The sequence below is a fragment of the Curtobacterium sp. ME12 genome (genome assembly GCF_903970855.1).
GTDB classification, from domain to species: Bacteria; Actinomycetota; Actinomycetes; order Actinomycetales; family Microbacteriaceae; genus Curtobacterium; species Curtobacterium poinsettiae_A.
Window position 1 is genome coordinate 179,490 of the sequence record NZ_CAJCKD010000001.1, and the last position, 24,352, is coordinate 203,841.

At 70.6% G+C, this 24,352-nt stretch carries 23 protein-coding genes and 3 tRNA genes; 19 read left to right on the forward strand and 7 right to left on the reverse strand.

Annotation, left to right across the window (positions count from 1 at the left end):
* Positions 1 to 55: 55 nt before the first annotated feature.
* Positions 56 to 1,066: an aldo/keto reductase family protein gene (locus H7A73_RS00860; protein ID WP_182064259.1), complete on the forward strand. Its 1,011-nt coding sequence runs from the start codon at positions 56 to 58 to the stop codon at positions 1,064 to 1,066.
* Positions 1,067 to 1,207: 141 nt separating this feature from the next.
* Here the strand turns inward: H7A73_RS00860 and H7A73_RS00865 are convergent.
* The 3 genes from H7A73_RS00865 to H7A73_RS00875 all read right to left on the reverse strand — a co-directional run bounded on the left by H7A73_RS00865 (position 1,208) and on the right by H7A73_RS00875 (position 1,507).
* Positions 1,208 to 1,280: transfer RNA gene (locus H7A73_RS00865), tRNA-Phe, on the reverse strand.
* Between the two features lies 1 nt (position 1,281).
* Positions 1,282 to 1,358: transfer RNA gene (locus tag H7A73_RS00870), tRNA-Asp, on the reverse strand.
* A 76-nt stretch (positions 1,359 to 1,434) separates the two neighbouring features.
* Positions 1,435 to 1,507, reverse strand: a tRNA-Glu gene (locus H7A73_RS00875).
* Positions 1,508 to 1,765: 258 nt separating this feature from the next.
* Here H7A73_RS00875 and H7A73_RS00880 point away from each other — a divergent pair.
* Both H7A73_RS00880 and H7A73_RS00885 read left to right on the forward strand, forming a co-directional pair.
* Entirely contained in the window at positions 1,766 to 3,043 is a 1,278-nt protein-coding gene (locus H7A73_RS00880; RefSeq protein WP_182064260.1) for a M23 family metallopeptidase, read from the forward strand.
* Between the two features lie 34 nt (positions 3,044 to 3,077).
* Positions 3,078 to 4,550 carry an NlpC/P60 family protein gene (locus H7A73_RS00885; protein WP_182064261.1) on the forward strand — a complete coding sequence of 491 codons (1,473 nt, stop codon included), beginning with the start codon at positions 3,078 to 3,080 and terminating at the stop codon, positions 4,548 to 4,550.
* Positions 4,551 to 4,804: 254 nt separating this feature from the next.
* Here the strand turns inward: H7A73_RS00885 and H7A73_RS00890 are convergent, their stop codons facing one another.
* Positions 4,805 to 5,296, reverse strand: a complete 492-nt coding sequence (locus H7A73_RS00890; protein ID WP_027467055.1) for an inorganic diphosphatase — start codon at positions 5,294 to 5,296, stop codon at positions 4,805 to 4,807.
* A gap of 64 nt (positions 5,297 to 5,360) precedes the next feature.
* Between H7A73_RS00890 and tilS the strand changes: the two genes are divergently transcribed.
* The 15 genes from tilS (at position 5,361) to H7A73_RS00960 (ending at position 18,193) form a co-directional block, all read left to right on the forward strand.
* A complete protein-coding gene (gene tilS, locus H7A73_RS00895; RefSeq protein WP_182064262.1) occupies positions 5,361 to 6,380 on the forward strand; it encodes a tRNA lysidine(34) synthetase TilS in 1,020 nt (339 codons plus the stop codon).
* 9 nt (positions 6,381 to 6,389) lie between these two features.
* Positions 6,390 to 6,941: a hypoxanthine phosphoribosyltransferase gene (gene hpt, locus H7A73_RS00900; RefSeq protein ID WP_017887686.1), complete on the forward strand. Its 552-nt coding sequence runs from the start codon at positions 6,390 to 6,392 to the stop codon at positions 6,939 to 6,941.
* Between the two features lie 158 nt (positions 6,942 to 7,099).
* Positions 7,100 to 9,088 (forward strand): ATP-dependent zinc metalloprotease FtsH, encoded by a 1,989-nt coding sequence (gene ftsH / locus H7A73_RS00905; protein ID WP_182064263.1) that lies wholly within the window; start codon positions 7,100 to 7,102, stop codon positions 9,086 to 9,088.
* Between the two features lie 6 nt (positions 9,089 to 9,094).
* Positions 9,095 to 10,063, forward strand: a complete 969-nt coding sequence (folP, locus tag H7A73_RS00910; protein WP_182064264.1) for a dihydropteroate synthase — start codon at positions 9,095 to 9,097, stop codon at positions 10,061 to 10,063.
* Positions 10,060 to 10,449 carry a dihydroneopterin aldolase gene (gene folB, locus H7A73_RS00915; protein ID WP_182064265.1) on the forward strand — a complete coding sequence of 130 codons (390 nt, stop codon included), beginning with the start codon at positions 10,060 to 10,062 and terminating at the stop codon, positions 10,447 to 10,449. The genes folP and folB overlap by 4 nt, the downstream gene beginning before the upstream one ends.
* Positions 10,446 to 11,000, forward strand: a complete 555-nt coding sequence (folK, locus tag H7A73_RS00920) for a 2-amino-4-hydroxy-6-hydroxymethyldihydropteridine diphosphokinase (RefSeq protein WP_182064266.1) — start codon at positions 10,446 to 10,448, stop codon at positions 10,998 to 11,000. The genes folB and folK overlap by 4 nt, the downstream gene beginning before the upstream one ends.
* On the forward strand, positions 10,997 to 11,488 hold the full coding sequence (locus tag H7A73_RS00925; RefSeq protein ID WP_182064267.1) for a DUF3180 domain-containing protein: 492 nt from the start codon (positions 10,997 to 10,999) through the stop codon (positions 11,486 to 11,488). Before folK ends, H7A73_RS00925 begins: the two co-directional genes overlap by 4 nt.
* Positions 11,489 to 11,512: 24 nt before the next feature.
* The gene (locus H7A73_RS00930; protein ID WP_182064268.1) at positions 11,513 to 12,034 is read left to right on the forward strand and encodes a PH domain-containing protein; all 522 of its coding nucleotides are present in this window, start codon (positions 11,513 to 11,515) and stop codon (positions 12,032 to 12,034) included.
* A 9-nt stretch (positions 12,035 to 12,043) separates the two neighbouring features.
* Positions 12,044 to 13,804: a PH domain-containing protein gene (locus H7A73_RS00935; protein WP_182064269.1), complete on the forward strand. Its 1,761-nt coding sequence runs from the start codon at positions 12,044 to 12,046 to the stop codon at positions 13,802 to 13,804.
* Entirely contained in the window at positions 13,801 to 14,493 is a 693-nt protein-coding gene (locus H7A73_RS00940; protein ID WP_182064270.1) for a Rossmann-like and DUF2520 domain-containing protein, read from the forward strand. Before H7A73_RS00935 ends, H7A73_RS00940 begins: the two co-directional genes overlap by 4 nt.
* A gap of 71 nt (positions 14,494 to 14,564) precedes the next feature.
* Positions 14,565 to 16,091 (forward strand): lysine--tRNA ligase, encoded by a 1,527-nt coding sequence (gene lysS, locus H7A73_RS00945; RefSeq protein ID WP_110863567.1) that lies wholly within the window; start codon positions 14,565 to 14,567, stop codon positions 16,089 to 16,091.
* A 29-nt stretch (positions 16,092 to 16,120) separates the two neighbouring features.
* Positions 16,121 to 16,324, forward strand: coding sequence for a hypothetical protein (locus tag H7A73_RS00950; protein ID WP_071245264.1), 204 nt, complete (start codon positions 16,121 to 16,123; stop codon positions 16,322 to 16,324).
* An 86-nt stretch (positions 16,325 to 16,410) separates the two neighbouring features.
* On the forward strand, positions 16,411 to 16,584 hold the full coding sequence (locus tag H7A73_RS00955) for a hypothetical protein (protein ID WP_182064271.1): 174 nt from the start codon (positions 16,411 to 16,413) through the stop codon (positions 16,582 to 16,584).
* 63 nt (positions 16,585 to 16,647) lie between these two features.
* On the forward strand, positions 16,648 to 16,782 hold the full coding sequence (locus H7A73_RS18010; RefSeq protein WP_258320880.1) for a hypothetical protein: 135 nt from the start codon (positions 16,648 to 16,650) through the stop codon (positions 16,780 to 16,782).
* 352 nt (positions 16,783 to 17,134) lie between these two features.
* A complete protein-coding gene (locus H7A73_RS00960; RefSeq protein ID WP_035809350.1) occupies positions 17,135 to 18,193 on the forward strand; it encodes a sigma-70 family RNA polymerase sigma factor in 1,059 nt (352 codons plus the stop codon).
* A 228-nt stretch (positions 18,194 to 18,421) separates the two neighbouring features.
* Here H7A73_RS00960 and H7A73_RS00965 read toward each other — a convergent pair whose 3' ends face one another.
* Positions 18,422 to 19,354 carry an NAD(+)/NADH kinase gene (locus tag H7A73_RS00965; RefSeq protein ID WP_027467066.1) on the reverse strand — a complete coding sequence of 311 codons (933 nt, stop codon included), beginning with the start codon at positions 19,352 to 19,354 and terminating at the stop codon, positions 18,422 to 18,424.
* 206 nt (positions 19,355 to 19,560) lie between these two features.
* On the opposite strand from H7A73_RS00965, the gene H7A73_RS00970 reads away from it, so the two are divergent.
* Positions 19,561 to 22,080: an ATP-dependent Clp protease ATP-binding subunit gene (locus H7A73_RS00970; RefSeq protein ID WP_027467068.1), complete on the forward strand. Its 2,520-nt coding sequence runs from the start codon at positions 19,561 to 19,563 to the stop codon at positions 22,078 to 22,080.
* 302 nt (positions 22,081 to 22,382) lie between these two features.
* Here the strand turns inward: H7A73_RS00970 and H7A73_RS00975 are convergent, their stop codons facing one another.
* A complete protein-coding gene (locus tag H7A73_RS00975) occupies positions 22,383 to 23,405 on the reverse strand; it encodes an alpha/beta fold hydrolase (RefSeq protein ID WP_182064272.1) in 1,023 nt (340 codons plus the stop codon).
* Positions 23,402 to 24,352, reverse strand: coding sequence for a hypothetical protein (locus tag H7A73_RS00980; protein ID WP_182064273.1), 951 nt, complete (start codon positions 24,350 to 24,352; stop codon positions 23,402 to 23,404). Before H7A73_RS00980 ends, H7A73_RS00975 begins: the two co-directional genes overlap by 4 nt.

Genomic DNA, 24,352 nt, shown 5'->3' on the forward strand with positions numbered 1-24,352 from the left:
CTACCGTCACGGTTCGGGTCGCACCGACGCGCCCCACGACAGGAGTGACACGCACATGGAGTACCGCTACCTCGGCAACTCGGGCCTCAAGGTCTCCGAGATCACCTACGGCAACTGGCTCACCCACGCCTCCCAGGTCGAGAACGACGCGGCCATCGCCTGCGTCAAGGCGGCGTTGGAGGTCGGCATCTCGACGTTCGACACCGCCGACGTCTACGCCAACACCGGCGCGGAGACGGTCCTCGGTGAAGCGCTCAAGGGGGAGCGGCGCCAGTCCCTCGAGATCGCCACGAAGGTGTTCGGGCCGACCGGTCCGAAGGGCCACAACGACACCGGGCTGTCCCGCAAGCACATCCTCGAGTCGATCGACGGATCGCTGCAGCGGCTGCAGACGGACTACGTCGACCTGTACCAGGCGCACCGCTACGACCACGAGACCCCGCTCGAAGAGACGATGCAGGCCTTCGCCGACATCGTGCGCCAGGGCAAGGTCCTGTACGTCGGCGTCAGCGAGTGGACCGCGGACCAGCTGCGGGCCGGTGCTGCGCTCGCGAAGGACCTCGGTTTCCAGCTCATCTCGAACCAGCCGCAGTACTCGGCACTGTGGCGGGTCATCGAGGACGAGGTCGTCCCCACCTCGAAGGAACTCGGCATCTCGCAGATCGTCTGGTCCCCGATCGCCCAGGGGGTGCTCACCGGCAAGTACAAGCCGGGTCAGCCCCTGCCCGAGGGCTCCCGCGCGACCGACGACAAGGGCGGCGCGGACATGATCAAGCGGTTCATGCGTGACGAGGTGCTCTCCTCGGTGCAGGAGCTGCAGCCGGTCGCCGACGAGCTCGACCTGTCGATGGCGCAGCTCGCGGTCGCGTGGGTCCTGCAGAACGACAACGTCGCGAGCGCCATCATCGGGGCATCGCGCCCGGAGCAGGTGCACGACAACGCGGGCGCCGCCGGCGTCACGATCCCGGCGGAACTCATGTCGCGGATCGACGATGCCCTGGGTGCCGTGGTCGAGCGCGACCCCGCGAAGACGAACGACAGCAGCCCGAAGACCCGCGAGGCCTAGCCCCTCCGCAGAACACCGGTGTTCGCCCGTTGCACACGCGCCTGCCGCGGTTCGATGCGCGAACACCGGTGTTCTGCGAACGACGTCACACCGGCCGGACAACGGAAAAGGCCCCCTGCCGAAGCAGGGGGCCTTCACCGGTGGCTGGACACGGCATCGATCCGTGGACCTTTCGATTTTCAGTCGAACGCTCTACCAACTGAGCTATCCAGCCGTGGCGACCCTGACGGGACTTGAACCCGCGACCTCCGCCGTGACAGGGCGGCACGCTAACCAGCTGCGCTACAGGGCCATGTTGTGTTGTGGGTACTGCGTGTTGTGTCTTGCTGTGGTGTTGTTCAGTACTACTTGCTCGCTCACTCAAGGAGTGACCCCAACGGGATTCGAACCCGTGCTGCCGCCGTGAAAGGGCGGTGTCCTAGGCCACTAAACGATAGGGCCGCAAGCAGTGCATCGCGCTACCGATGGACAAGCATACGGACGCCCCCCGGGTTTCACAAATCCGACCCCGCCAACCGTGCATCCCCGGCGTGTCGCGGCGTCCGCGCACGGGTCTCCGATGCTGCCGGTGCGAGCATCGTCGGCGGTCGCACCCCTCGTCCGAGGGGCTGTCGAGCCTGCGACCCGTGTTGTTACTGTTGCACCTGTTAACAGTGTTACGTGCGTGAGCCTTGCCGCGCTGTTACGAAATCGAGATACATGTCGACCTCCACTCCCTTGTCCCTCCGCTCCCGCAGCCGCCTGATCGCCGCCGCGGTCGCCGTCGCGCTCACGGCCGGCGCGCTCGCGGCCATCGCCCCGACGTCGTCCGCCAGCGCCGCGAGCTACCCCAGCTGGGACGAGGTGCAGCAGGCGAAGTCGTCGACCAGCGCCCAGCAGGCCAAGGTCAGCGAGATCAAGTCGCTCATCTCGTCGCTGAAGAGCGAGGCGGCTGCCAAGCAGAAGGCCGCACAGGCCGCGGGCGAGGCGTACCAGGCCGCGCAGAACAAGTACGACGAGGCGACGCTCAAGCAGAAGAAGTTCCAGTCGCAGGCCGACGACGCCGAGCAGACCGCCGCGCGGTCCGAGGAGCAGGCCGGTCAGCTCGCCGCCCAGCTCGGTCGGACCAGCGGTGACGACGTGACGACGGACATCCTCACGCACCCGTCCGACTCCGGCGACCTGCTCTACGAGCTCGGTGCCATGTCGAAGCTCAGCGAGCAGTCCGAGGGCATCTACGCGCAGGCCTCGCAGGACCGCGGTGTGGCCCAGGGCCTCGCCGACAAGGCCGACCGAGCCAAGCAGGCCCTCGGGGACCTCGCCGACGCCGCACAGTCGAAGATGCAGCAGGCGCAGGGTGCCGCCGACGCCGCACAGACCGCGGTGGACGCCCAGAACGACAACGAGGCCCGGCTCGAGGCGCAGCTCACCGCGCTCACCTCGAAGCAGCGCGGCGTCGAGGCCGACTACCGCAAGGGCGTCGCCGCCGAGAAGGCACGCCAGGCCCGCCTCGCCGCAGCCGCCGCGAAGGCAGCAGCCAAGGCCGCGGCGACCAGCCAGGGCGGCACCGGTGGCGGCAGTGCCAACCCGGCGGGCTGGGTCCGACCCGCGGGCGGGTTCCAGACGAGCCCCTACGGCTACCGCGTCGACCCCTACACGCACGTCAGCGCCCTGCACGCCGGCGTCGACCTGGCCCCGGCCTGCTACGCCCCGATCTACGCGGCACACGACGGCACCGTCACCTTCGCCGGCAACGGCGGCGGCTACGGCAACGAGGTCATCCTCGACAACGGCGGCGGCATCTCCACCGCGTACGGCCACGTCGTCGACGGCGGGATCATGGTCACCGCCGGCCAGCACGTCACCGCGGGTCAGCAGATCGCCAAGATCGGCTCGACCGGCTGGTCGACCGGGTGCCACCTCCACTTCGAGACCCGGATCAACGGCGCCGCCGTCGACCCGGTCCCCTTCATGGCAGCGCGGGGGATCTCGGTATGAGCATCAGCGCCACCAGAAGGCGTCGACCCACGTCATGACCACCACCGCTCGCTCGTTCTCCTGCGGGATCGCGACCATCGCCGTGCTCGGCATCGGCCTGTCGGTCGTCATCGCCGGACCGGCCCAGGCCGCACCCTCTGGTCCGTCCTGGGACGACGTCAAGGCCGCCAAGTCCGACGCGGCCGACGCTCAGCAGACGGTCGACGAGCTGAGCGACCGGCTCGGCGCGCTGCAGGACGCCGCCGACCGGGCCGGTGTCGCCGAGCAGCAGGCCGGGCAGGCGTACGCCCTCGCGGCGTCGCAGCAGCAGGAGGCGAAGGACACCCTCACCGACCTGTCCGCGCAGTCGAAGCGCGCGAAGGACCGGGCGGACGACTCGGCGGGCCAGGTCGCCGGGCTCGTGGTCGAGCTGTCCCGAACGGGCGGCGGTGACCTGTCGACGACGATGCTCATGGACTCGTCGGACTCGAAGGACCTGCTCTACCGCGTCGGCACGATGTCGCACCTGTCCGAGCGCTCCGCGACGGTCCTGGCCGAGGCACGCGCTGACCAGAAGACCGTCGAGTCCCTCGCAGCGCAGCAGTCCGCGGCCGAGAAGGCCCTGAGCAAGGCGACCGAGACGACGAAGACCGCCTTCGCCACCGCGAACGACGTGTCCGCCGACGCCCAGGCTCGGGTGCAGGAGGAACAGGACCAGCAGGACGAGGTCCTGCGCCAGCTCGCGTACCTGAAGGGCACGAGCGTCGCGACGGAGACCGCGTACTGGAGTGCGCAGCAGGCGAAGGCAGCCGCGGCGGCCATCGCGAAGCAGACGCGCGATGCCGGCACCGGGAACGCCACCGGCGGCAGCAACGCGGGCGACACGGGCAGCACCGGCTCTGGCAGCGACGGCGGTACCTCTGGCGGAAGCACCACCGGGAACACCGGCGGCAGCGCCTCCGGCGGGACCTCCACCCCGGCCGTGCCGAGCACGCCGTCCAAGCCCAGCACCCCGTCGAACCCCGGCACCCCCGCGAAGCCGAGCACCCCGAGCAAGCCGAGCACGCCGAGCAAGCCGGCTCCCGCCCCAGCTCCCGCGCCCGCCCCTGCCCCCGCTCCGGCCCCGAGCAGCCCGTCGAAGGCCGCCGGCGCGATCTCCTACGCCCGTGGGCAGCTCGGCAAGGCGTACGTCCTCGGCGGTGCCGGCCCGAACACCTGGGACTGCTCCGGCCTCGTGATGATGGCCTACAGCTCGCAGGGCATCGCGACCGGTGGGCACAACGTGGTCTGGCAGTACAACTACTTCAAGTCGATCGGCCGCCTCGTCCCGCTGTCCCAGCGCCAGCCGGGCGACATCCTGTTCTACTCGTCGAACGGCACGGCCTCGGGGGCGTACCACGACTCGATCGTGACGAGCTACGGCACCATGGTCGAGGCTGCTCGCCCCGGCGTCGGCGTCGTCGAGCGCGCGATCTGGCTGCCGAACCAGCTCATGCCGTACGTCGCCCGCCCGAGCGGTTCCCTGTAGCCCGCTCCCGGTGTGCCCGTTCTTTCCCAGAGCGGCTGCGGTAGCAAGCGGGATCGGGCGTACCTGCACGGATCAGCGCACCCGGTACGCCCGTCTCCACCCGGTACGCCCGTTTCCACCAGGCGCGCTCCCGCACGCCCCGCGTGCCCCCGCACGCCCTGCCCCCGCACGCGCCGCGCCGCGCAACAGCACCACCACAGAACGGCGCCCGCCCTCCGGATGGAGAGCGGGCGCCGTTCGTCGTCAGGGGATCGTCAGTGCGAGCCGGGCACGTACGCGGCCTGACCGGCCTGCACGATCCGCTCGGCCTCGGCGGCGTCGCCCCAGCCCTCGGCCTTGACCCACTTGTTCGGCTCGAGGTCCTTGTAGCGCTCGAAGAAGTGCGCGATCTCGGCCTTCGTCTGCTCCGGCACGTCCGAGATGTCCTGGATGTGCGCCCAGCGCGGGTCCTTGGCGGGGACGACGAGGACCTTCTCGTCGTTGCCGGCCTCGTCGCTCATCTTGAAGACGCCGACGGGGCGGACCTTGACGCCGACGCCGGGGAACGTCGGGAACTCGAGCAGCAGCAGCGCGTCCACGGGGTCACCGTCGTCGGCCAGGGTCTTCTCGAAGAACCCGTAGTCGGTGGGGTAGACGAACGAGGTGAACAGCACGCGGTCGAGGTAGACGCGACCGGTCTCGTGGTCCACCTCGTACTTGTTGCGGCTGCCCTTGGGGATCTCGACGACGACGTCGTACGCGGCCATGTTGCGCTCCTGTGTCTGCTTCGGGGACTGTCGTGTGTTGCGAAAGCGCGGCTAACGTTACCGGGTGAACTCTCCGCGTCCCCGGCTCGACCCCGCCGTCGCCGAGACCCGCCTGGCCGTCCGCGACCTGCTCGCCGCAGCCGTCGACGACGGCGTGGTCGCCGCAGGCGACCTGGTGCTCGTCGCACTGAGCGGCGGACCGGACTCCCTCGCCCTGGCGGCGGCCACCGCGTTCGAAGCGGGCAAGCAGGGTCTGCGGGCCGGAGCAGTGGTCGTCGACCACGCGCTCCAGGCGGGCTCCGAGGCGGTCGCGAGCCGCGCCTCCCGGCAGGCATCCGAGCTGGGACTCGACCCGGTGACGGTCCGCAGGGTCACGGTCGGCTCCGACGGTGGTCCGGAAGGCGCCGCCCGGGAGGCCCGCCACGCGTCGATCGCCGAGGTCGCGGCCGCCACCGGGTCGCCCCTGGTGCTGCTGGGCCACACGCTGGACGACCAGGCCGAGACCGTGCTGCTCGGCCTGCTGCGCGGCAGCGGGCCGGACAGCCTGTCCGGCATGCAACCGCTCGCTCGACGCGACGGCGGTCCGGCGTACGGCCGGCCGCTCCTGTCGGTCCGGCGCCACGCAACCCGGCAGGCGTGCGCCGCGGCGGGGCTGGCGCCGTGGCACGACCCGCAGAACGACGACCCCGCGTACGCGCGGGTGCGGGTGCGGAACACCCTGCTCCCGGTGCTCGAACGGGAGCTCGGTGCCGGGGTTCCCGAGGCCCTGGCCCGGACGGCCGACCAGCTGCGCGAGGACTCCGCGGCCCTCGACCACTTCGCCGAGGAGATCGCGGAGGACATCGCCGAGCACTCCGAGGCGGGCATCTCGCTGTCGGTCCGGGCGCTCGGGGCGAACCCGCCGGCGCTCCGGCAGCGACTCGTGCGCCTGGCGGTGGAGAGTGAGTTCGGGGTGACGCTGTCGCGCGTGCAGACGCTCGAGGTCTGCCGGCTCGTCACGGACTGGAGTGGACAGGGCCCGATCGACCTGCCGGGCGTCCGTGCGGCGCGGACCGGCGACCGCATCGAGTTCAGCGCCGGTTAGGCTGGCGTGGTGGAACTCTCCGACGTCCAGGCAGACCTGTCCGAAGTGCTCTTCACCCCCGAGCAGATCGACGAGAAGCTCGCCGAGCTCGCGGCGGTCGTCGACGCCGACTACGCGGGCCGCGACCCGCTGCTCGTCGGGGTGCTCAAGGGTGCCGTCATGGTGATGGCGGACTTCTCGCGCCACCTCAAGATGCAGGCGCGGATGGACTGGATGGCGGTGTCGTCGTACGGCTCCGGCACGAAGTCGTCCGGCGTGGTGCGGATCCTGAAGGACCTCGACACCGACCTGCACGGCCGCGACGTCCTGATCGTCGAGGACATCATCGACTCCGGTCTCACCCTGTCGTGGCTCAAGCAGAACCTGCAGTCCCGTGGTGCCGCGAGCGTCGAGATCGTCGCCCTGCTGCGCAAGCCCGAGGCCGCCAAGGTCGAGGTCGACGTGAAGTACGTCGGCTTCGACATCCCCGACGCGTTCGTGGTCGGGTACGGCCTGGACTACGACGAGCGCTACCGCAACCTGCGCGGCGTCGGCGTCCTCGCTCCGCACGTCTACTCCTGACGCAGGGACCGCTGCGCTCGGGTCGCACTCGGCCGACTCTGGCCCGGGGGTGAGTTCGCCCGCAGAGGACACCCATTCTCGCCACAGAATCGCGGCCGTATGCTGATCAGCACGCAACTTCGGCAGAGAAAGGTGTCGGGCACTCGCGCCCGGATCACATGAACTTGAAGCGCATCTTCCGCGGCCCGTACCTCTACGTGCTGATCGCGCTGGCGGGCATCTTCATCGGCTGGAGCGTCATCAGCCAGGGCAGCACGCAAGAGATCGACACCCAGAAGGGTCTCGAACAGCTGTCGGATGACAAGGTCTCGTCCGCGACCATCAACTCCACCGAGCAGCGGGTCGACCTCGTCCTGAAGGACGGCGACAAGCAGGAGCAGTTCTACTACTCCACGCCCCGTGGCGAAGAGGTCGTGCAGGCCGTCAACGACGCCAACCTGCCCGACGGCTACAACGACCGCGTCGCCCAGGGCAACTGGTTCCTGTCGCTGCTCGGCATCCTCCTGCCGTTCCTGATCATCGGTGCCCTCTTCTGGTTCTTGCTCTCGAGCGCCCAGGGCGGCGGCTCGAAGGTCATGCAGTTCGGCAAGTCGAAGGCCAAGATCAACAACAAGGAGAACCCGCAGGTGTCGTTCGCCGACGTCGCGGGTGCCGACGAGGCGATCGAGGAACTGCACGAGATCAAGGAGTTCCTCAAGGAGCCCGCGAAGTTCCAGGCCGTCGGGGCGAAGATCCCGAAGGGCGTGCTGCTCTACGGCCCTCCCGGAACCGGCAAGACCCTGCTCGCCCGCGCCGTCGCGGGTGAAGCCGGCGTGCCGTTCTACTCGATCTCCGGTTCGGACTTCGTCGAGATGTTCGTCGGTGTCGGTGCGAGCCGTGTCCGCGACCTCTTCGAGCAGGCCAAGGCGAACTCGCCGGCCATCGTCTTCATCGACGAGATCGACGCCGTCGGTCGGCACCGTGGTGCCGGCATCGGCGGTGGCAACGACGAGCGCGAGCAGACGCTGAACCAGCTCCTCGTCGAGATGGACGGCTTCGACGGCAAGACGAACGTCATTCTCATCGCCGCGACGAACCGTCCCGACGTGCTCGACCCCGCGCTCCTGCGTCCGGGCCGCTTCGACCGCCAGATCGGCGTCGACGCCCCGGGGCTCGCCGGTCGCAAGCAGATCCTCGAGGTGCACGCGAAGGGCAAGCCGCTCGCCGCGAGCGTCGACCTCGAGCTGCTCGCCCGTAAGACGCCTGGCTTCACCGGCGCCGACCTGGCGAACGTCCTGAACGAGGCGGCCCTGCTGACCGCCCGCTCGAACGCGCAGCTCATCGACAACCGTGCCCTCGACGAGGCCGTCGACCGTGTGATGGCCGGCCCGCAGCGCCGGACCCGGATCATGTCCGACCAGGAACGCCTGATCACCGCGTACCACGAGGGCGGCCACGCCCTGGCGGCAGCGGCGATGCGGCACACCGACCCGGTCACCAAGATCACGATCCTGCCCCGCGGCCGTGCCCTCGGCTACACGATGGTGCTGCCGCTCGAGGACAAGTACTCGGTCACCCGCAACGAGCTCCTCGACCAGCTCACCTACGCCATGGGTGGTCGCGTCGCGGAGGAGATCGTGTTCCACGACCCCACCACGGGCGCCTCGAACGACATCGAGAAGGCCACCGGCACCGCCCGCAAGATGGTGACCGAGTACGGCATGAGCCAGGCCGTCGGGTCCGTCAAGCTCGGGTCCGGCTCGAGCGAGCCGTTCGTCGGCCGTGACATGAGCGGTGGCACCGGTCGCGACTACTCGGAGACCATCGCCCAGACGGTCGACGCCGAGACCCGCGCCCTGCTCGAGGCCGCGCACGACGAGGCCTACCAGGTGCTCAACGACAACCGCGACATCCTCGACCGCCTGGCCGGCGAGCTCCTCGAGAAGGAGACGCTCGACGCCCCGGAGCTCGTGGAGATCTTCAAGGACGTCCGCAAGCTGCCGGAGCGCCCGCAGTGGCTCTCCAGCGACAAGCGCCCGGTCAGCAACCTGCCCGCGATCGACGTGCCCGGCAAGGCCGCCTCGACCGCTGCGGACCCGTCGGACTCCGAGTCGACCTCGAAGACCCGTCGTCGCCCGTTCGGCAACCCGGGTATCGCCCCCGCGTAGGCCGGCATGACCGAGCTGCCGACGCGACGAGAGCGTCGACTCGCCGAGGTGAGTCGTGCCCGCGCCGCCGCCGCCGAACCGGCGACGGTCGCGATCGACCTCCGTGCACCCCAGCCGGTGCCGGAGGTCGTGACCGGCCGTCGCCGCGACCGCGGTGGCCCGGCCGGGGAACGCACCCGGGTGCTCGGCATCCTCAACGTCACCCCCGACTCGTTCAGCGACGGCGGGCTGCACCAGGCCTACGACGCCGCCGTGCAGCACGCACGTGACCTCGTCGCCGCCGGTGCGGACGTCATCGACGTCGGTGGGGAGTCCACCCGCCCTGGTTCCGAGCGCGTGCCCGTGCCGGTCGAGCAGGAACGTGTGTTGCCGGTCGTGCAGCAGCTCGTGGCCGAGGGGATCCCGGTCAGCGTCGACACCATGAACGCCGCGACTGCAGAGCGTGCCGTCGACCTCGGTGCCGCGATCGTCAACGACGTCTCCGGCGGCCTCGCCGACCCGGACATGGCCCGGGTCGTGGCGTCGACGGGGGTCGGCTTCGTCGTCATGCACTGGCGCGGCCACAGCGACCGGATGTACCGCAACGCCGAGTACACGCACGCGGTCGAGGAGGTCCGGCGCGAGGTCGAACTCCGGGTCGCCGAACTCATCGTGCTCGGCGTCCGGCAGGAGCAGGTCGTCGTCGACCCGGGCCTCGGCTTCGCCAAGCACGGCGTGCAGAACTGGGAGATCCTGGCCGGCTACGAGCGCTTCGCCTCGATCGGCCTGCCGGTGCTCGTCGCCGCCTCACGCAAGCGGTTCCTCGACGGTGTCGGGAGCCCGGAGGGCGCCCCGCCCAGGGAGCGCGACCTCGCCACAGCCGCCATCAGCCTGCTCGCTGCCGAACGCGGCGCGTGGGGTGTGCGCGTGCACGACCCGGCACCGACCCGTGCCGTGCTCGACGTCTGGGACGCCTGGAGGGCAGCTCGATCGTGAACGACACCATCCGCCTCACCGGGGTCCGCGCTCGCGGGCACCACGGCGTCTTCGACCACGAGCGCGCGGAGGGCCAGGACTTCGTCGTCGACGTCGCCGTTGAGCTCGACGCCCGCGCCGCCTCGAGCAGCGACGACCTCGACGCCACCGTGCACTACGGCGTCCTCGCCGAGCAGGTCGTCGCCGAGATCGAACGCGACCCGGTCGACCTGATCGAGACGCTCGCCGAGCGCATCGCCGCGGCCGTGCTCACCCACCGTGCCGCGTCGGCGACGGAGGTCACGGTGCACAAGCCACAGGCCCCGATCACCGTGCCGTTCACCGACGTCTCGATCACCATCCGGCGCACGCGCGGCGCCACGGTGCCGGACGAGGAAGAAGCATGACGCACCGGGTCGTCGTCGCCCTCGGAGCGAACCTCGGCGACCGGGGGAGCACGCTCCGCGCCGCCGCCACCGCGATCGCCGCCCTGCCCGGAGTCGAGCCGGTGGCCTCGAGCCGCGAGGTCGAGTCCGTCGCCGTCACCCTCGACGGCCTCGACACGTCGAAGCCCCGCTACCGGAACGCCGTCGTGGTCGTCGACACCGACCTCGAGCCGCAGGCCTTCCTCGACGCCCTGCACGGCATCGAGGACGCGCACGGCCGCACGCGCGAGGTCCGGTGGGCCGACCGCACCCTGGACCTCGACATCGTCGCGGTGGACGACCTGCGGATCGCCACGGACACCCTGGTCGTGCCGCACCCCCGGGCAGCGGAGCGCGCGTTCGTGCTCGCCCCGTGGCTCGACGCCGACCCCGAGGCCGTCCTGCCCGGTGCCGGACCGGTGGCCGACCTGCTCACCGCCGTGAGCGACGACACCGAGCGCGTCGACGAGCCGCGCCTGTTCGCGGAGCCGGCACGGGCCTCCCGGCCGGCGGGGAGCGCGACCAGCGCATGAAGCCCACCCGTGCCTCCACGCTGATCAGCATCGCCGTCGTGACGGTGGTCGCCGGTTTCGCGCTCGACGCCGTCCTGGCGTCGCGCCAGCTGCCGACGTTCCTGTTCTCGGTCCCGCTCGGCATCACGCTCGCGTTCATCGGCGTCGCCGTCGTGCTCATGGCGCGCCCGGTGCGCCGACACGCACGCGACGGCGCCGGACGCCAGCGGCCGGTCGACCCGCTCTACGCGACGCGGGTCGTCGTGCTCGCGAAGGCGTCCAGCATCTGCGGCACGCTGCTGGGCGGGTTCGCCCTCGGCCTCGTGCTGTACCTGCTGACCCGTTCCGCGACGCCTTCGCTAGGCTCGACCCTGCCGAACGTGATCGCCGTCGGGGGCGGGATCGTCCTGACGGTCTGCGCACTCGTGGCGGAGCGCATGTGCATCGCACCTCCGGGTGACGACGACGACCGTGACGATCCCCGCAACGGCTCGACGACGGTGAACTGACCGAGCAACCCCAGGAGGCCCGCGATGCCGCGTGAACGACTCGACGAGCCCGGCCTCGGCCTCGGGGGGATCGCCTGGCAGCGGGTGTCCGCGAAGCTCGTGTGGACCGAACTCATCACCACGCTCGTGATCGGCGTCGTGCTCACCGCGGGCTGTGTGCTCATCGGGATCGTCACCGGCGCCTTCGGTTCCGGAGCCGGCACCGTGTGGCTCACCATCGGCATCGTCATCGCGGTCACCACGGCGATCACCGCCGCGCTGACGCCCCGACGGGTCCGTGCCATCGGCTACGCGCTCCGCGACGACGACCTGGTCGTGCGCCGTGGGCTCATGTGGCAGCGCTTCACGGCGGTCCCGTACGGCCGGATGCAGCTGGTCGACGTCGCCCGCGGCCCGCTCGACCGGGCGCTCGGCATGAGCGAGCTGAAGTTCGTGACCGCCGCGGCCGCGACGAACGTCCGGATCCCGGGTGTCCCCGCAGCGGACGCCGACGAGCTGCGCGACCGCCTCGTCGAGCTCGCCGAGTCCCGTCGCGCCGGACTGTAGGGGTCGTCCGTGACCTTCCGACCGGGCACCCCGCCACCCGCTCCGCCCGCCCCGCCCAGCCGGGGCAACGCCGCCGCGGCGGCGCCCCTGACCGACGGCGAGTGGCACCGCCTGCACCCGCTCACCCCGCTGCTCAAGGGCGGGATCTTCCTCATCGTCATCCTCGGCTACGTGCTGAACAGCCTGCGCGACCAGCTCGTCGAGTTCTTCATCCCGGGCGAGCAGCAGGAGGACGGTGACCCGGTCCGGTACGTGTACGAGCACGGTGCCGTCGGCTGGGTCCTGCTCGGCATCGTGGTGCTGCTCCTGGTGCTGATCGGGCTGTTCTACCTGTCCTGGCGCATGCACGAGTTCCGTGTCACCGGCGAGATCGTCGAGGTGCGCTCGGGCGTGCTCTTCCGGAACCACCGCAAGGCCCGGCTCGACCGGATCCAGGGCATCAACATCCAGCGGCCGCTCGTGCCCCGGGTGTTCGGCACCGCCAAGCTCGAGATCGCACAGGCCGGCAACGACGCCAACGTGCAGCTCGCCTACCTCGGGGCCCGCGCCGCCGACGACCTGCGGCAGCGGATCCTGGTGCTCGCGTCGGGCGCGAAGGACGACGACGGCCACGGCGGTCCGTCGCGGCAGTCGCACGGAGCACTGCAGGACCGCGTCGACGAGATGTTCTCGCCCGAGCTCGACCCGGCAGCCGTGCACGCGACCCGCATCGTCAGGGTGCGTCCCGGTCGCCTCATCGCGTCGATGCTGCTGTCCGGCACGACGCTGTTCCTGGTGCTCGTCATCGCGGCGATGATCGTCAGCGTCGCCGTCACCGGTGAGTACGGTCTGCTGTTCGGGCTGTTCCCCGCCGTGCTCGGTGCCGGCGGCTACTACGTCCGCAAGTTCTCCCGTTCGCTGCAGTACACGATCGCCGAGACGCGCGACGGCATCCGGATCGGCTTCGGGCTGGTCTCGACGTCGAACGAGACGCTGCCGCCCGGCCGCATCCACGCCGTCAGCGTCGCCCAGCCGCTGCTGTGGCGTCCGTTCGGCTGGTGGGACATCCGCATCAACCGTGCGACGAGCGCCGGCAACGGGGCGTCGAGCAACCAGCAGGTGTCCTCGATCGTGCTGCCGGTGGGCACCACCGCGGACGTCCGCGAGGTCCTCGACATCATCCTGCCCGGGCTCGTCGGCACCGTCGCCGCCGGCCCCGAGGCCTCGCAGGAAGCCCTGCGCGAAGGGGCTGCCGAAGCCGTGGACGTCGTCGACGACAGCCTGACCACCTCGGGCGGCCGCGGCGGCTTCGTGCACTCCCCACGACGCGGCGCCTGGCTCCGGCCGTTCGCGTTCCGGCGCAACGGCTACCGGTTCGTGCAGGGTGCGGTGCTGCTGCGGCTCGGTGCCGTGTGGCGGTCGCTCGTCATCGTGCCGCTGCCCCGGGTGCAGAGCGTCAAGGTCGAGCAGGGCCCGCTCGAGCGTGCCCTGCGGCTCGCAGCCGTCCACGTCCACACCGTGGCCGGTCCGGTGGCGGCCCGGGTCGGCGCGCTCGACGCGCGGGACGCGCAGCGCCTGTGGTCGGAGACGACGCAGCGTGCCGTCGAAGCGGCCGCGGTCGACACGACCCACCGCTGGCGCGAACGGGAGGCCCGTCCCGCGGCCGCCACGCACGCTGCGGCCGACACCGTGGCCGGGTCCGGAGCCCCTGCCGCACCGACGGCGGACCACCGGTCCGCCACCGTCCCTCCCGGCTGGGGCGACGTCCCACCGACCGGAGCCGCACGATGAGGGCCGGGCGTCTCGGGGTCGGCATCGTCGGCGCCGGACGGGTCGGACCCGTCCTCGGAGCGGCCCTGGCGAACGCGGAGCACGCCGTCGTCGGGGTGACCGCCGTGTCCGAGGAGAGCCGTGACCGCGCCGAGGCCATGCTGCCCGGCGCCCCGGTGCTCGCGACGCCGGACCTGGTGGAGCGGAGCGAGCTCGTGCTGCTCGCGGTGCCGGACGACCAGCTCGCCTCGCTCGTGCAGGGTCTGGCGGACGCTGGGATCTGGCAGCCGGGGCAGCTCGTCGTGCACACCAGCCCGGACCACGGCGTCGGCATCCTCGCCCCGGCGATGGCAGCCGGTGCGATCCCGCTCGCGATCCACCCGGCGATGGCCTTCACGGGCACGAGCGTCGACCTGTCCCGGCTGCGCGACGCGTACTGCGCGGTGACCGCGCCGGCGCCCGTGCTGCCGATCGCCCAGGCGCTCGTGGTCGAGATGGGGGCCGAACCGTTCGTCGTGGCCGAGGGCGACCGGCCCGCCTACGCCGATGCGGTGCGGGCCGCCGTGAGCTTCTCGACCGCGATCGTCGACCAGTCCGCCGGCACCCTGTCCGGCATCGGCGTCGAACACCCGGGTCGTGTCCTCGGTGCGCTCGTCCGCTCCGCCGTCGACAACGCGCTGACCGCCGCCGACGGGCAGTCGGCGCTCTAGCGGTTCGGGGGCGGGACCGCGGCGCGGGTAGCATTTCCCCCGACCCCCACGACCATCGGAGCCGCACCCGCATGACCGACGAGACCGTCACCCCCGACACCGCGATCGCCGACGCCGCCGCCCTGGCCGAGCAGGAGACCAGCGAGCAGCGACAGGTCCGGCTCGACAAGCGGGCGAAGCTGCTGGAGTCGGGCATCGAGGCGTACCCCGCCGAGCTCCCCATCACCACGACGATCCCGGCCGTGCGCGAGCAGTACGCGCACCTGGAGACCGGCGAGGAGACCCAGGACGTCGTGGGCATCGCGGGTCGTGTGGTGTTCTCGCGCAACACCGGCAAGCTCTGCTTCGCGTCCCTGCAGTCGGGCGACGGCTCGCGCATCCAGGCGATGGTCTCCCTGGCCGAGGTGGGGGACGAGTCCCTCGCCCGCTGGAAGGAGTTCGTCGACCTGGGCGACCACGTGTTCGTGCACGGCCGGGTGATCTCCTCGCGCCGCGGTGAGCTGTCGATCATGGTCGACGACTGGGCGATCGCGGCGAAGGCGATCCTGCCGCTGCCGAACCTGCACAACGAGCTCAACGAGGAGACGCGGGTCCGCCAGCGCTACCTCGACCTGATCGTCCGCGACGAGGCCCGCGCCACCGTGCGCGCCCGCGCTGCCGTGATGGCCTCGCTGCGCCAGACCTTCACGGCGCACGAGTACCTCGAGGTCGAGACGCCGATGCTGCAGACCCAGCACGGCGGCGCCTCGGCCCGACCGTTCGTGACGCACTCGAACGCCTTCGACACCGAGCTGTTCCTGCGCATCGCACCCGAGCTGTTCCTGAAGCGCGCCGTCGTCGGCGGCATCGACCGGGTGTTCGAGATCAACCGCAACTTCCGGAACGAGGGCGCCGACTCGTCGCACTCGCCCGAGTTCGCGATGGTCGAGGCGTACCAGGCGTACGGCAACTACGAGCAGATGGCCGACCTGACGCAGGAGCTCGTGCAGAACGCGACCCGCGCGGTGACCGGCGGTGCGCTCGAGGTCACCCTGCCCGACGGCAGCACCTACGACCTGGGTGGCGAGTGGCCCCGCATCGACATGTACGGCTCGCTGTCCGAGGCCGCCGGGCGCGAGATCAGCCCGGAGACCCCGCTGTCCGAGCTGCAGGCGCTCGCCGAGGCCGAGGGTGTCGAGGTCGCCCACGCCACGCACGGCAAGTACGTCGAGGAGCTCTGGGAGCACTTCGTCATCGACTCGCTCGACCGCCCGACCTTCGTGATGAACTTCCCGGTCGACACCTCGCCGCTCACCCGGCAGCACCGAACCCGTCCGGGCGTCGTCGAGAAGTGGGACCTGTACGTCCGCGGCTTCGAGCTCGGCACGGCGTACTCCGAGCTCGTCGACCCGGTCGTGCAGCGGGAGCGGTTCGTCGAGCAGGCGAAGCTCGCGGCCGGTGGTGACCTCGAGGCGATGCGCGTCGACGAGGACTTCCTGCGGGCCCTGGAGCACGCGATGCCCCCGTCGGGCGGCATGGGCATGGGGATCGACCGCCTGCTCATGGCCATCACGGGCCTGGGCATCCGCGAGACGATCCTGTTCCCGCTCGTGAAGTAGCTCCCGGTCCACCGGGGTACGATGCTCGGGTGCCTGAAGGAGTCGTAAGCGGGATCGTCTTCGCCCTGACGCCGACCATCGTCGTCGGCCTGATCTTCTGGTTCGTGATGCGCGCGATCATGCGTGCCGACCGGACCGAGCGTGCCGCGTACGCCAAGGTCGAGGCCGAGGAGCGCGCCCGCTTCGAGCGTGAGCACGGTCGCCCCGCGCCGGCTCCGACGTCGGCCGAGTAGCCACAGCCGCAGCACCCTGCTCCCGGCGCGCACGTCCTTTCGCTGACTTCACCCCGCGTTCACCGCGCGGTGTGACGCTGTCGCACATGCCGACCTGCCCGGAACCCGTCGAGGACCTCGACGACCTCGACGTGGAGGACGCCTTCGGGCACCCGGTGTCCGGCACGTCCGGCCTGCCCGTGGGCGTCGACGGAACCGGCCGCGGGGCCGACGGCACAGCCCTCGACGACGAGGGCGACGTCGACGACCTCGACGTCTGAGCGCCGACGGACCGTCACGCACCGTTCACCTCGCCGACGCGTACCGGGGTGAGCATCGTCCGCATGGCAACCACCGCACATCCCTTCACGGGCCGCAGCCTCGTCGGTGACATCGAGAGCGAGTACGACGAGTTCGACCGAGACGCAGACCTCGAGGTCTCCAAGCGCCGGGACGGGTGGCTGGAACCTTCCTGGTGACCCCACCCGTTCGGTATTCGGGGTACGACGACCAGATCGCACTGATCCGGTCGGACGTACCCCTTTTGCATGTCCGGAGTGCGCAGTTGCCCGGGGTACAGGGTTGGAAACGCTGGTGAAACACGCCTGCAACGCCGGAAACACGGCGTTATCCGCTTGATCCAGGGCCGATTGGGGGACCAAACTGTCGGAGGGCTGTACCCCGCGGGGGACGCTTTCGATGACGAAGCACGGAGAACCCTGAGAATCGCTCCGAACGATTTGTGGGGTACACCTCCGGGCCGCTTTACTCATCAGCACCCCCCGGCAACGCCCCACGAAGCCATCACCGTCGAACGCAGGGAGAAACACCATGACGATCGCAACGGCTGCACCCAGCACCACCCGCCGCACCGCCACCAAGAAGGCATCGGCGTCGAAGACCGCGACCGCCGAGTCCGCCACCACCTCCCTTGACACCGAGGTCGAGGCCGACGAGCAGCTCGCCGGTGTCCGCGGTGCCTCGGTCGACCAGGTCGGCGACTACCTCCGTCACATCGGCCGTCTCTCGCTCCTCACCGCCGAGGAAGAAGCGCAGATCGCACGCCGCATCGAGGTCGGGCTCTTCGCCGAAGAGAAGCTCGCCACCGAGAAGGGTCTCGCGAAGACCCTGCAGCGTGAACTCCGCTGGCTCGTCCGTGATGGTGAGCGCGCCAAGGAGCGCATGATCACCTCGAACCTCCGCCTGGTCGTGAGCATCGCCAAGCGGTACTCGCAGCGCGGCCTGCCGTTCATGGACGTCATCCAGGAAGGCAACCTCGGCCTGGTCCGTGCGGTCGAGAAGTTCGACTTCACGCAGGGCTACAAGTTCTCGACCTACGCCACCTGGTGGATCCGCCAGGCAATCTCGCGTGGTCTCGCCGACAAGGCGCGCACGATCCGCATCCCGGTGCACACCGTCGAGCTCATCAACAAGATCTCGCGCACCGAGCGTGACCTGACCGTCGACCTCGGCCGCGCGCCGATGCCGGAGGAAGTGGCCGCCGAGCTGAGCATGAGCGTCGAGGAACTCGTCGACCTCAAGGGCCGCTCGCACGAGCCCGTCTCGATCCACACCGTGGTCGGCGACTCCGACGACAGCGAACTCGGTGACTTCATCGAGGACGAGGACGCCGCGAGCCCGAACGAGCTCACCGAGACGACGCTGCTGCACCGCGACATCCGCTCCATCGTCGCCGAGCTGCCCAGCGACGAGGCGAACGTCATCCGCATGCGCTACGGCCTGGACGACGACAAGCCGATGACCCTCGACGAGATCTCGAAGATCGTGCACACGACCCGCCAAGCCGTCAGCCGGGTGGAGTCGCGCGCCAAGCTGCGGCTGTTCGCCAAGGCGGTCTCGCAGGACATGCAGCTGTACCTGACCGACTAGGTCAGAGGACTTCGGCCGGCGCGTTCACCGTGCCGGCGCGGGGAAACCGGGTCGTTCTGTGGGAAGACGATCCGGTGGGGTGATGGGACGGCCCGCTCGAGCACTGCTCGGGCGGGCCATTCACGTTCCCGGCGCCAGGACCGGGACCGGCGCCAGGACCGGGACCGGTGGGAGGACCGGGACCGGGTCGGGGCCAGGACCGTGGCCCGGTCCACCGGCCCCGCGGCGTCAGTCGTCGATCTCGCGCCGGAGCTTCTGCCGCAGGTCACTCGGGATGAGCTCGACCAACTGGTCGGGACGCACCGGCAGGTCGAGCAGGCTGAGCTTCACGCGTCCGGTCCGCCCGTGCCGCTCGGCGTCGAGGCGCACCACACTGCCGGCGTCCTTGCGGAGCCGCATGTCGATCTGCGCCCCGGTGGCCACCTCGCCGACCACGAGCCCGTCGACCTCGAGCGCGGCGCTCCTGGTGCCCTCGGCGATGTCGAACCGGTAGCGCTCACGTGCGGCGAGCACCACCGAGCGGTCGATCCCGGCCATCGGCGCGACCGGCGTCACCACGGAGCCGGACAGTGCGGGGGAGAGCACCGGACCACCGGCGGCGTAGTTGTACGCGGTGGAGCCGGCGGGGGTGGCGGCCACGATGGCGTCGGCGCGGTAGTACCCGTACCCGAGGCCCCCGACGCTGAGGTCGGCCGACACCTGCCCGGCGCCCGGCCGCCGCACGATGGTCAGGTCGTTGAACGCCAGGTAGTCGGTGCGGGCACCACCCCAGGACAACCGGGCCTCGAGCGCGTGGTGCGGCTCGAGCTGGTACTCGCCGGCGGACAACCGTTCCAGAGCGCTCTCGAGCTCGGGCGGCTCGATCTCGACCAGGAACCCGACGTTGCCGTAGTTCACCCCGAGGACGGGCACCGGGCGCTTCGCCACGAGCCGCATCGCGCCGAGCATGGTGCCGTCGCCGCCGAGGGCCACGACCAGGTCGACGCGGTCGGTGAAGTCGTCGTCGTCGACCACGTCGACCCCGCCGCCGATGCGCTGGGCGTCCGCGCGGCGGGCGAGCAGTTCGCCCTGGCCGGACGCGTTCCAGCGCTGCAGGGTCGTCACGGACTCCTGCACGTTCTTGGTCGGGTGGACGACGAGGCCGACGACGGGCTGCTCCATGAGCGGATCGTACCGAGCGGACCTCCGACGCGATCTCCCGTCCGTCTCGTCGTTCGCTCGCTGCGCACAAGACGCACCCTGGTCACGCCCACGGCGAACAGGGGCAGCCCCCGGGCGGAGCGCTGGTTACTCTCGAAGTACTTGGCCGGACTCACACGAGACCGGCACAGCGTCGGCTCCGCTCATCAGGGGCCAAGGGAGAGCACATGTTCGAGAGATTCACCGACCGGGCCCGTCGTGTTGTCGTCCTCGCTCAAGAAGAAGCGAAGATGCTCAACCACAACTACATCGGCACCGAGCACATCCTCCTCGGTCTCATCCACGAGGGCGAGGGCGTCGCCGCCAAGGCGCTGGAGTCGCTGGGCATCTCGCTCGACGCCGTGCGCGAGCAGGTCCAGGACATCATCGGACAGGGCCAGCAGCAGCCGACCGGGCACATCCCGTTCACGCCGCGCGCCAAGAAGGTGCTCGAGCTGTCCCTGCGCGAGGCGCTGCAGCTCGGCCACAACTACATCGGCACGGAGCACATCCTGCTCGGCCTGATCCGCGAGGGCGAGGGTGTCGCAGCCCAGGTGCTCGTGAAGCTCGGCGCCGACCTGAACCGGGTGCGCCAGCAGGTCATCCAGCTCCTGTCCGGCTACCAGGGCAAGGAAGCGGTCGCAGTCGGCGGCGAGCAGCAGCAGAACGCGCAGCAGGGTTCGCAGGTCCTCGACCAGTTCGGTCGGAACCTCACCCAGGCCGCGCGCGACGGCAAGCTCGACCCCGTCATCGGGCGCGAGAAGGAGATGGAGCGGGTCATGCAGATCCTCTCCCGCCGTTCCAAGAACAACCCTGTCCTGATCGGTGAGCCCGGCGTCGGCAAGACCGCCGTCGTCGAGGGCCTCGCGCAGGCGATCGTCAAGGGCGACGTGCCCGAGACGCTGAAGGACAAGCAGCTCTACTCGCTCGACCTCGGGTCGCTCATCGCCGGGTCCCGCTACCGCGGTGACTTCGAGGAGCGCCTGAAGAAGGTCACGAAGGAGATCCGCACCCGCGGCGACATCATCGTCTTCATCGACGAGATCCACACGCTCGTCGGTGCCGGTGCAGCCGAGGGCGCGATCGACGCGGCCTCGATCCTCAAGCCGCTCCTTGCCCGCGGTGAGCTCCAGACCATCGGTGCCACCACGCTCGACGAGTACCGCAAGCACTTCGAGAAGGACGCCGCACTCGAGCGTCGCTTCCAACCGGTGCAGGTCAACGAGCCGTCGCTGCCCCACGCGATCAACATCCTCAAGGGTCTGCGCGACAAGTACGAGGCGTTCCACAAGGTGTCCATCACCGACGGTGCGATCGTCGCCGCGGCGAACCTAGCGGACCGTTACGTGCAGGACCGCTTCCTGCCGGACAAGGCCATCGACCTGATCGACGAGGCCGGCGCTCGCCTGCGTCTGTCGATCCTGTCGGCACCGCCGGAGCTCCGCGAGTTCGACGAGAAGATCTCGACGGTCCGCGGGTCGAAGGAAGCCGCCATCGAGGAGCAGGACTTCGAGAAGGCCGCGAGCCTGCGCGACGAGGAGAAGAAGCTCCTCGGCGAGCGTCTCCGCCTCGAGAAGCAGTGGCGTGCGGGTGACGTCGCCGCGTCCGGCACCGTCGACGAGGGCATCATCGCCGAGGTCCTGGCCCAGGCCACGGGCATCCCGGTCTTCAAACTCACCGAAGAGGAGACCTCGCGGCTCGTCTTCATGGAGAAGGCACTGCACGAGCGCGTCATCGGTCAGGAAGAGGCCATCTCGGCCCTGTCCAAGACCATCCGCCGTACCCGTGCCGGCCTGAAGGACCCGAACCGTCCCTCCGGCTCGTTCATCTTCGCCGGCCCCACGGGCGTCGGGAAGACCGAGCTCGCCAAGGCCCTCGCCGAGTTCCTGTTCGACGACGAGGGTGCGCTGATCTCCCTCGACATGTCGGAGTTCGGTGAGAAGCACACCGTGTCCCGCCTGTTCGGTGCCCCTCCCGGGTTCGTCGGGTTCGAGGAGGGTGGCCAGCTCACCGAGAAGGTGCGCCGCAAGCCGTTCTCCGTGGTCCTGTTCGACGAGATCGAGAAGGCCCACCCGGACATCTTCAACTCGCTGCTGCAGGTGCTCGAGGAAGGCCGTCTCACCGACGGTCAGGGCCGCGTGGTCGACTTCAAGAACACCGTCATCATCATGACCACGAACCTCGGTTCGCAGGGCATCGCCGGTGGCCCGGTGGGCTTCCAGGTCGAGGGTGACTCGGCTGTCGGCTACGACCGCATGCGCGGCAAGGTGAACGAGGAGCTCAAGAAGCACTTCAAGCCCGAGTTCCTGAACCGTGTCGACGACACGATCGTGTTCCCGCAGCTGTCGCAGCCCGAGCTGCTGCAGATCGTGGACCTGTTCGTGAAGCGTCTGGCCGACCGTCTGCTCGACCGTGACATGACCGTCGAGCTCACGCTGCCGGCCAAGGAGCAGCTCATCAAGGTCGGGTTCGACCCGTCACTCGGTGCTCGGCCCCTGCGTCGCGCGATGCAGCACGAGGTCGAGGACCAGCTGTCCGAGCACATCCTGCAGGGTGAGCTCAACGCGGGCGACCACGTGAAGGTCGACTTCGTCGACGGTGCGTTCCACTTCGAGACCGGGCGCCAGCCGGGCCGCGAAGAGGTCCTCGCCGGCGCGGCCGCGGTCGAGGCCGCGACCGACACGCCCCAGGGCGAGATCGAGTCCTAGGACCTGACACCCCACGGACAGGAGGCTCGGTGCCAGCTGGCACCGGGCCTCCTGTCCGTTCCCGGGTCGCGTTCAGATCCCGCATCACCGATCTGCGCGTCCTTGCGGTCACGGACCCCCGTCCGGGGGTACTGTGATGACAACGCGCGAGACGTTCCCCCCAACTCCTCGCGCGTCGCGCTCGATCGGTTCCCCCCAACGGATCGAGACGCAGCCGGCCCCGGTCTGTTCGCAGACCGGGGCCGTTGCACGTCCGGGGGAATGCCTGCAGCGCCGTGGTCGATGCCGCAGGCGGCGCTGGGTCAGGCGGCGTCGGGCAGCTGTGCGGCGAAGTCGCGGACGGCGCGCTCCCAGCGCTCCGGGTCCTCGTTCCACTCGAGCGTGTGCGGTGCCGTGCGGAACGTGACCGCGGTGGCGCCCTGCCGCGCGGCGACGGCGGCGACGTCGTCCGCCGCGACCAGGGCGTCGGCCTCGGAGTGGATCAGCAGCGTCGGCGTCGACGAGTCCTGCCACGTGGTCGTCGTCACGGGGGTCGGGGCCCCGGCGAGCCGCGACAGCACGTTCGTGGTCGCGATGCGGGCGGCCACGGTGCCGACGAACACGGGCAGGTGCGCGCCCCGGACGGCCCCGCGGAGTGCCGCGGCGACGTCGAGCAGGGGTGAGACCGCCACGAGTCCGTCGACGTCGACGCGCGCGGCGGCGACGGAGCAGGCGAGCGCGCCGGCGGACCAGCCCTGCAGCACGACGCGCTGTGCACCGCGTGCCCGGGCGGCTCGGACGGCGGCGACGATGCGGTCCGCCGCCGCGGGGTCGAGCGAGCGGAGCGGCAGGTCGGTGGTGTCGACGACCTCGGACGAGGCGCCGAGCGAACGCCAGACCCCGACACCGCGCAGGACCTGGCGCGGGCCGAGGGACTGCCCGTGCACGTGGACCACGTGGGTCGTGGCGGCCTCGGGCTCGGTGCCGGGTACGTCGTCCGGTCCGTCGTACCGCAGGGCGTCCCAGGCCCACTCACCGGTCGCCACGGGGGCGGTGACGCTGCGGCGGACGGTGTCACCGTCGCTGCCGGCCCCGGTCTCCGTGCTCGCGGTGAGGATCGCGCCGACCTGCACGCGGGTGTCGTCGCGCTGCAGGTCGTAGGTGCCCGGCAGGCGGGTGTCGCGGGTGGCGATCAGCTCGACCTCGGAGTCCGTGGCGCTGCGGACCGTGGCCGTCGCCGTGTACGGCGTCGGGAACAGCAGCCGCCGTGCGACGAAGGCACCGAGTCCGAGCGTGCCGACCGCTCCTGCCGCGGTGCCGAGTGCCGTGATGCGTGCGCCGGTCATGTGATCTCCTTGAGTCGTTCCGTGGTGAGCGTCGCAGCGGCCGGCACTGCCTGCCCGGCCTCGCGCGCGCGGTCCTCGATCTCGACGGACAGCCGGTGCTGCCGACTCCGCCACTGGCGACGCTGCCACACGATCGTGAAGTAGAGCCCGGTGTTGCCCGATGCCGTCTCGAGTCGGCGGAGCTCCGGCTCGAGCGCACGGAACCGGCGTCGAGCGGCCCGCCAGTCGCGGAACTCCCGCACGGCGTCGGGCAGCACGCCGCCGGCGGCGCCGATGGCGAGCAGGACCATCGAGCCGAGGAACACCGGGGTGTAGAGCTTCGACAGGACCCCGACCGCACCGTCCGCGCCGGCGACGTGCACGGCGTCGAGGGCGATCGCGATGCCGGCGAGCAGCACGAGGCCGGCGGCACCGACGACGAAGAGCCAGTACAGGCGCCCGAGCCCGTCCCCGTTCCGGAACCCACGGAGCACGGCGACGGCGGACCGGGCGATGACGATGGCGATGTACGTCATCTCGACCGCGGAGTACAGCGCGGTCGGCAGTTGGTCCCCGTAGGCCACCATGAACTGCGCCGTCGGGGTCGGCGCGTCGATCAGGCCGAACAGCACGACGAGGGCGACGAGCACCAGGACGCAGCCGATGATCCGACCGGGGCGGAGAAGCTTGGCGGAGCGTGCAGCGGCCTCGACCGACTGCGCGAGGGCGAACATGCCGCACACCATCAGGCAGCGACCGATCAGGTCGGCGATGTTCGGCACGTGCGTCACACCAGCGAGGAACGTCGTCACGTCGGGCTGGTTGATCGTGAGTCCGACGGCGACGCAGCTGCAGCAGACCATCAGCCAGGTGACGCTGGCCGACTGGGTGCGCACCAGGACGAGCCGGACGACCAGCACCGCCAGGATCAGCCAGACCGGGATCGATCCCCAGACGTGCAATGTCAC

Excerpts from the sequence above, each read along its gene's own strand:
- ftsH (WP_182064263.1), top strand. The coding sequence starts at position 7,100 with ATGAACTTGAAGCGCATCTTCCGCGGCCCGTACCTCTACGTGCTGATC.
- H7A73_RS00940 (WP_182064270.1), top strand. The coding sequence starts at position 13,801 with ATGAGGGCCGGGCGTCTCGGGGTCGGCATCGTCGGCGCCGGACGGGTC.
- H7A73_RS00955 (WP_182064271.1), top strand. The coding sequence starts at position 16,411 with ATGCCGACCTGCCCGGAACCCGTCGAGGACCTCGACGACCTCGACGTG.
- H7A73_RS00890 (WP_027467055.1), bottom strand. The coding sequence starts at position 5,296 with ATGGCCGCGTACGACGTCGTCGTCGAGATCCCCAAGGGCAGCCGCAAC.
- lysS (WP_110863567.1), top strand. The coding sequence starts at position 14,565 with ATGACCGACGAGACCGTCACCCCCGACACCGCGATCGCCGACGCCGCC.
- H7A73_RS00925 (WP_182064267.1), top strand. The coding sequence starts at position 10,997 with ATGAAGCCCACCCGTGCCTCCACGCTGATCAGCATCGCCGTCGTGACG.
- H7A73_RS00860 (WP_182064259.1), top strand. The coding sequence starts at position 56 with ATGGAGTACCGCTACCTCGGCAACTCGGGCCTCAAGGTCTCCGAGATC.
- H7A73_RS00885 (WP_182064261.1), top strand. The coding sequence starts at position 3,078 with ATGACCACCACCGCTCGCTCGTTCTCCTGCGGGATCGCGACCATCGCC.
- H7A73_RS00970 (WP_027467068.1), top strand. The coding sequence starts at position 19,561 with ATGTTCGAGAGATTCACCGACCGGGCCCGTCGTGTTGTCGTCCTCGCT.
- H7A73_RS00930 (WP_182064268.1), top strand. The coding sequence starts at position 11,513 with ATGCCGCGTGAACGACTCGACGAGCCCGGCCTCGGCCTCGGGGGGATC.
- H7A73_RS00975 (WP_182064272.1), bottom strand. The coding sequence starts at position 23,405 with ATGACCGGCGCACGCATCACGGCACTCGGCACCGCGGCAGGAGCGGTC.
- H7A73_RS00880 (WP_182064260.1), top strand. The coding sequence starts at position 1,766 with ATGTCGACCTCCACTCCCTTGTCCCTCCGCTCCCGCAGCCGCCTGATC.
- H7A73_RS00960 (WP_035809350.1), top strand. The coding sequence starts at position 17,135 with ATGACGATCGCAACGGCTGCACCCAGCACCACCCGCCGCACCGCCACC.
- H7A73_RS18010 (WP_258320880.1), top strand. The coding sequence starts at position 16,648 with ATGGCAACCACCGCACATCCCTTCACGGGCCGCAGCCTCGTCGGTGAC.
- folP (WP_182064264.1), top strand. The coding sequence starts at position 9,095 with ATGACCGAGCTGCCGACGCGACGAGAGCGTCGACTCGCCGAGGTGAGT.
- folK (WP_182064266.1), top strand. The coding sequence starts at position 10,446 with ATGACGCACCGGGTCGTCGTCGCCCTCGGAGCGAACCTCGGCGACCGG.
- H7A73_RS00965 (WP_027467066.1), bottom strand. The coding sequence starts at position 19,354 with ATGGAGCAGCCCGTCGTCGGCCTCGTCGTCCACCCGACCAAGAACGTG.